This is a genomic window from Nocardiopsis sp. TNDT3 (assembly GCF_003427465.1).
GTDB lineage: Bacteria > Actinomycetota > Actinomycetes > Streptosporangiales > Streptosporangiaceae > Nocardiopsis > Nocardiopsis dassonvillei.
In genome coordinates, this window is record NZ_QPFC01000130.1 from 1 (window position 1) to 5,980 (window position 5,980).

Below are 5,980 nucleotides of genomic sequence, written 5' to 3' on the forward strand. Positions count from 1 at the left end.
GCCCCCAGCACCGTGTCCGGCGCGCAGGCGACCCGCAGCCCCGCCTCCCCGGCCCTGGCCAGCAGCGCGGCGGCCGCGTCGTGGTCCAGGGCGATGGGCTTCTCGCTCCACACGTGCTTGCCCGCGTCGAGGATCCGGTGCCCGACCTCGGTGTGCACGGCCGGGACGGTCAGGTTGACCACCACCTCGACGTCCTCGCGCGCCAGCAGCTCCGCCACGGTCCCGGACGCCGGGACGCCGTACGCGTCGGCCTGCGCGGCGGCGCGCGCCAGGTCCAGGTCCGCGACGAAGCGGACCTCGACGTCGGGGAACCGGGTCAGGTTCTCCAGGTACTGGGTCGAGATGTTGCCCGCGCCGATGACGCCGACCCCGGCGGCCCCGGTGCGCGTCATCGGTCGTTCTCCCCGAGCCAGGCCAGCGACCGCGCGATGCCGTCGAACACGTCGCCCGCGTAGGCGTCGAACTCGACCACGCGGATCGCCCCCGGCGCGGCCTCCAGGACCGCGCGGACGTCGACCTCGCCCTCGCCCGCGGGCCGCTGCCGTGTCACGTCGCCGTCCAGGGTGCCGTCCTTGACGTGGATCAGCCGAACCCGGTCGCCGAAGGCCCGCAGCAGCGCGGCGGCGTCGGCGCCGCCGACCCCCGCCCAGTAGGTGTCCACCTCCAGCACGACCCGCGGCTCCAGGTGCTCCACGAACACCTCCAGCGCGTGCCTGTCGCCGATGCGGGTGCTCAGCTCCCAGGCGTGGTTGTGGTAGCCGAACTCCAGACCCCGCTCGGCGGCCAGTTCCGCCAGCCGGTTCACGCGCTCGGCCAGTCCGGCCACCTGGTCGGCGGTCTGCCACCGCTCGGCCGGGACCAGCGGGTCGATGACCGTGGCGACGCCCAGTTCGGCGGCCGCGTCGAAGATCTCCTCGGGGGCCTGCGCGTCGATCACGGGGGCGTGGCCGGAGGGCGCGGTGACGCCCGTCGCGGCGAACACGCGCCGGTACTCCTCGGTGTCCAGGTGGAACGCGTACGGCTCCACGTGGGCGAAGCCGATCTCGGCCAGGCGTGCCACGGCGCTCTCCAGGCCGTCGGCGAGTTCGTCACGGACCGAGTACAGCTGCACGGATGTTGTCGGCACGGGGGGCTCCTTCGTTCGCTCGGGCATCGCCCTGTCGCTCACATCGCGGCACGCCCCCGAGGGTGCGGGGCGGGGCCGCGCACCCAGATTCTTACATTGGAAGATTTTTGTCCAGGGTTTTTCCGGGCGCACGATCCGGGCGCACGAACGGAGCGGGGCGCGGGCGGGCGCGACCCCGTGAGGAGGAGGGCCGGAGGGCACGCCGAGGGGCCGGGCGGCGCCCCGGCGGAGCGGGTGCCGTCCCGGCCGTGCGCACGCGCGCGCCTGGACCGCGGGGGATCCCCGGCGGAGCGGGGGTCAGGCGGTGGGGGCCTCCGCCTCCTCGTCGGCCTCCCGCTGGGGTGTGACGACCTCCAGGCCCACGCCCAGCTCCCGGATCGCGCGCACGGAGGACTCGGAGAGGCGGTCGTCGGTGATCACCGAGGCGAAGCTGGTGAGCGCGGCGACCTTGAAGGTGCCGAAGGCCCCGTACTTGTCGGCCCCGGCGACCAGCACCGACGTCGAGGCCGCGGCCATGGCCGCGCGCTTGACCGCGACCTTCGCGCGCGAGGGCGTGGTGGTGCCCCGGCTCAGGTCCCACGAACTCGTCGAGACGAAGGCGACGTCGATGTTGAACTCCTCGATGGTGGCGGCCGCGATGTCGCCGACCGAGGAGCGGTTCTCGCGGTCGATCTGCCCGCCGATGAGGAACAGGGTCACGTCGGGGTGGTCGGTGAGGGAGGCGGCGGTGGTGATGTCGTTGGTGATGACGGTGAGGCCGGTGACGCTCCACAGGGAGGGCACCAGGTGCCCCAGCGTCGTGCCCGCGTCCAGGTAGACGGTCTGCCCCTCGCCGACCAGGGCCGCCGCCGCGCGGGCCATCGCCCGCTTCTCGGCCACGTCCACCCGCGACTTGTCGCGGTAGGAGGGCTCCGAGCGCACCTGCGAGACCAGTTCGACGCCGCCGGGCACCGAGCGGACCCGCCCCTCCTCCTCCAGCGTCATGATGTCGCGGCGCACCGTCATGTGCGATACGTCGAGGATCTCGCACAGCTCCTTCACGCTCAGCACGCCCGTACCGCGCAACTCCCGCACGAGCAGCTCACGCCGTTGCGCCGGAATCATCGCTCTCCCTCGGTTCCGCTCATGGGCACCATGGTAACGAGTGTTCTCAGATGGTACCAGTCGTGATAATTGTTGACTCTAATGTTCCGCTGGTGTTAAACATGGCGCGTTGCCGTAGCGGCCTGGCACACACACGTGCCCCCCGCGAGGCCGGAAGAAGGAGAACCCATGCAAGCCACCGACGCCACCACGGCGCCGCCACCGCCCGTGCGCTACGCGCTCACCGGAGCCCGCGGCGGTTTCGCGCGCACCCTGCTCGCCCAGACCCCGCGGATGGAGCGGCTGCGGCCCTCGGTCCTGTGCGACCTGGACACCGAGGGGACGATCGCGCTGTGCGCCGAGCTCGGCTACCCGGCCGACGCGCTGACGGTGTGCTCCAGCGCGGACGAGGTGGCCGCGCTGGCCGACGGGCGGATCGCGGTGATCGCCGACGCCCGCCTCCTCGAACACGCCGACTACGACGTGCTCGTCGAGGCCACCGGCAGCCCCGAGGCGGGCACCCGGGCCGCGCGGACCGCCATCGCGGCCGGACGCCACGTGGTCATGGTCTCCAAGGAGGTCGACTCCGTCTCCGGGATCGCGCTGGCCGACCTCGCCCGGGAACGGGGCGTGGTCTACACCCCCGGGATCGGGGACCAGCCCGCCAACCTCATCGAGTGGTACGAGCGGACCCGCCTGCTGGGCCTGGACGTCGTCGCGATCGGCAAGTCGGGCGAGTACGACCTGGTCTTCGACCCGGCCACGGGCCGCGTGCGCCAGCTCGACCAGGAGATCGACGCCCCCGACCTGGCCGACCTGCTGACCCTGGGCGAGGACGTGCCCGCCACGCTCGCCGCCCGCGCCCGCGCCGTGGCGGGCCTGTCGCGCTCGGCCGCCGCCGACTACTGCGAGATGGGGGTCGTCGCCAACCACACGGGCCTGGTGCCCGACACCGAGGAGCTGCACTACCCCGTCGCGCGCGTCGCCGAACTCGCCGACGTCTACTCCCTCGCCGAGGACGGGGGGATCCTCTCCCGGTCCGGCGCCGTGGACGTCTTCAGCGTGCTCCGCCTGCCCGAGGAGGCCTCCTTCGCCGGAGGGGTCTTCGCCGTCGTCCGCACCGGCGACCCCGTCTCCTGGGCACTGCTCGCGCAGAAGGGCCACGTGGTCTCGCGCTCGGGACGCTACGCCTGCCTGTACCTGCCCTACCACCTCATGGGCGTGGAGACCCCGCTGAGCCTGCTGGACGCCGTGGACCGCCGCCGCGCGGTGACCCCCCGGCACCCGGCCCCGCACGCGGTCCTGGCCGGGCGCGCCCGGCGCGACCTCCCCGCCGGGACCAGGCTGGACATGGGCGGACACCACCACGACGTCCAGGGGGTGGCCCCCGTCCTGCTGGACGCCGCCGACGCCCCCGACGACGTCGCACCGCTCTACCTGGCGGCCCACGCCGCCCTGGGCCGCGACGTCGCGGCGGGCGCACTGGTGCGCCTGGACGACCTGGCCGACGCCAGCGCCCCCCTCCTGGACGCCTGGCGCCACGCCCGCACGCACCTGTGAACGATCGGACCCACTGACATGTCGGACATCTACACCCTGTTGGCGTTCCTCACCGCCATCGCGGTACTCGTACTGCTCATCGCGCGCTTCAAGGTCCACCCCGTGGCCACGCTGTTCATGGTGGTCGTGGCGCTCGGCCTGGTCCTGGGCATGGGCGGCACCGAGACCATCGAACTCGTCACCGAGGGCTTCGGCGGCACCCTCGCCAGCGTCGGCCTTCTGGTCATCTTCGGCTGCGTGCTCGGCAGGATGCTCGAACTGAGCGGCGCGGCCACCAAGATCACCGAGACCGCCCTGAACATGTTCGCGGAGAAGAGGGTGCCCTGGGCGATCGCCCTGGCCTCGACCGTGCTGGGCATCCCCCTCATCGCCGACACCGCGGTCGTCATGCTCATCCCGATCGTCTCCGCCCTGGCCTACCGCACGGGCATGTCGATGATGAAGCTCGGCCCGATCCTCTACCTCGGCGCCTACATCATGACCTCGGTCGTCCCGCCCGGCCCCGGCCCGCTCGCGTCGGCCTCGCTGCTCGGCGTCAGCATGGGCGAGGCCATCCTCTACGGCCTGATGGTGGGCGTCCCCGGCGTCATCGCCGCGACGGTCTACCTGTCCTTCATCAAGACCTATGTGCCGCCCAAGCCGGAGTTCGTCGAACACCTGGCGGGCGCGGGCGGCCCGGGCACCCCCTCCGCCGGAGCCCCGGGGGTCTCCGACGGCACCGGCCCCAAGCCCTCCTCCGACGGAGCCGCGGCCCCCGCCAGCGTGGGCCTGTTCGGCTCCCTCGTGCCGATCCTGGCCCCCATCGTCCTCATCATCGTCGCCTCCCTGGCCGGTCCGGTGCTCCCGGAGGGGGCCTGGTACACCGAGGTCGTCCTGTTCGTCGGCGAGCCGACGGTGGCGCTCTTCCTCGCCTGCCTGCTGGCCCTGCCGCTGTTCCGCGGGCGCTGGAAGGACAAGGCCACCCTCAACGACCTGTTCGAGGCGGGCCTGCGCATCGCCGCGATGCCCCTGGCCCTGACCGGCGTCGGCGGAGCGCTGGCCACCATCATCCGGGAGACCGGCGTGGCCGAGAACGTCGCCGCGAGCATCGAGGGCACCGGCATGTCACCGGTCGTCATCCCCTTCCTCGTCGGCGCGGCGGTCTGCACGATCACCGGCTCCAACATCCTGGGCGTGATGACCTCGGCGGCCATCATGCAGCCCCTGATGGACGACCTCGGCCTGGCTCCGATCGTGGTGTACCTGGCCTGCGCGACCGGCGCCCAGATCATGAAGCACGCCAACTCGTCCGGCTTCTGGGTCACCACCACGCTGTCCAACATGACGGTGGGCCAGGGCATCCGGTCGATCGGCGTCGCCTCGTTCATCTCGGGCGTCACCGGGTTCCTCGTGCTCAACGTCATGATCGCGACCGGCCTCGTCTGAGCGGTGTTCCTTCGGGCCCCCGCTTCGTTTCTGCCCGGACCGGCCCTCGCGGGCTGAGGACGGTCTGAGGAGCAGTCGCCCAGCCCCGTCCGCGTTTCCCGCGAGGGAGTTCCGGCGCACCCGGCCACCTGGCCGCACGGTGCGCCGGAACCCCTCCGCCCGACCGACCCGCCCCGACCACAGGGAGTACCTCACATGGCGACCCTCGGCGTGATCGCCGACGACCTCACCGGAGCGACCGACGTCGCGATCGCCCTCACCGCGTCCGGCCACCGGACCACGGTGGTCCTGGACTCGCGGGACCCCGGCGGCGCCGACCCCGTCGCCGCCGCGGCGGAGGGGGCCGACGCCGTCGTCGTGGCCCTGAAGTCGCGCACCACGCCCGCCGACGCGGCGGTCGCGGCCTCGCTGGACGCCCTCGACCGGCTGCGGAGCGCGGGGTGCGAGCGGTTCTACCTCAAGTACTGCTCCACCTTCGACTCCACCCCGGACGGCAACATCGGCCCGGTCGCGGAGGCGGTGCTCGACGCCCTCGGCGAGGACGTCACGGTCGTCGCACCGGCCTTCCCCGCCAACGGGCGCACCGTCTACCGCGGCCACCTCTTCGTGGGGGACGACCCCCTCGACGAGTCCCCGATGCGCCACCACCCGCTCACGCCCATGACCGACTCCAGCCTCCCGCGCCTGCTCGCCCCCCAGGTCAGCGGCGGCGGGGACGCCATCGCGCTGGTGCCCTGGCCGGTGGTCGCCCGGGGGGCCGAGGCGGTGCGCGACGCCATCGCGCGG

General features: G+C 73.0%; 6 protein-coding genes. 3 read left to right on the forward strand and 3 right to left on the reverse strand.

Annotation, left to right across the window (positions count from 1 at the left end; all coding sequences use genetic code 11):
* From DQW06_RS03680 to DQW06_RS03690, 3 genes are all read right to left on the reverse strand, one after another.
* On the reverse strand, positions 1 to 392 hold a 392-nt coding region (locus DQW06_RS03680; RefSeq protein WP_198662373.1), incomplete at its 3' end, for a Gfo/Idh/MocA family protein.
* Positions 389 to 1,126: a sugar phosphate isomerase/epimerase gene (locus DQW06_RS03685; RefSeq protein WP_013153365.1), complete on the reverse strand. Its 738-nt coding sequence runs from the start codon at positions 1,124 to 1,126 to the stop codon at positions 389 to 391. The genes DQW06_RS03685 and DQW06_RS03680, both read right to left, overlap by 4 nt.
* A gap of 297 nt (positions 1,127 to 1,423) precedes the next feature.
* Positions 1,424 to 2,230: a DeoR/GlpR family DNA-binding transcription regulator gene (locus tag DQW06_RS03690; RefSeq protein ID WP_013153364.1), complete on the reverse strand. Its 807-nt coding sequence runs from the start codon at positions 2,228 to 2,230 to the stop codon at positions 1,424 to 1,426.
* A gap of 168 nt (positions 2,231 to 2,398) precedes the next feature.
* On the opposite strand from DQW06_RS03690, the gene DQW06_RS03695 reads away from it, so the two are divergent.
* The 3 genes from DQW06_RS03695 to DQW06_RS03705 all read left to right on the forward strand — a co-directional run.
* Positions 2,399 to 3,769, forward strand: coding sequence for a homoserine dehydrogenase NAD-binding protein (locus DQW06_RS03695; RefSeq protein ID WP_013153363.1), 1,371 nt, complete (start codon positions 2,399 to 2,401; stop codon positions 3,767 to 3,769).
* Positions 3,770 to 3,787: 18 nt separating this feature from the next.
* Positions 3,788 to 5,194, forward strand: coding sequence for a GntP family permease (locus DQW06_RS03700; protein WP_013153362.1), 1,407 nt, complete (start codon positions 3,788 to 3,790; stop codon positions 5,192 to 5,194).
* Positions 5,195 to 5,389: 195 nt separating this feature from the next.
* A partial coding sequence (locus DQW06_RS03705) for a four-carbon acid sugar kinase family protein (RefSeq protein ID WP_198662374.1) occupies positions 5,390 to 5,980 on the forward strand: 591 nt, incomplete at its 3' end.

Excerpts from the sequence above, each read along its gene's own strand:
- DQW06_RS03690 (WP_013153364.1), bottom strand. The coding sequence starts at position 2,230 with ATGATTCCGGCGCAACGGCGTGAGCTGCTCGTGCGGGAGTTGCGCGGT.
- DQW06_RS03695 (WP_013153363.1), top strand. The coding sequence starts at position 2,399 with ATGCAAGCCACCGACGCCACCACGGCGCCGCCACCGCCCGTGCGCTAC.
- DQW06_RS03700 (WP_013153362.1), top strand. The coding sequence starts at position 3,788 with ATGTCGGACATCTACACCCTGTTGGCGTTCCTCACCGCCATCGCGGTA.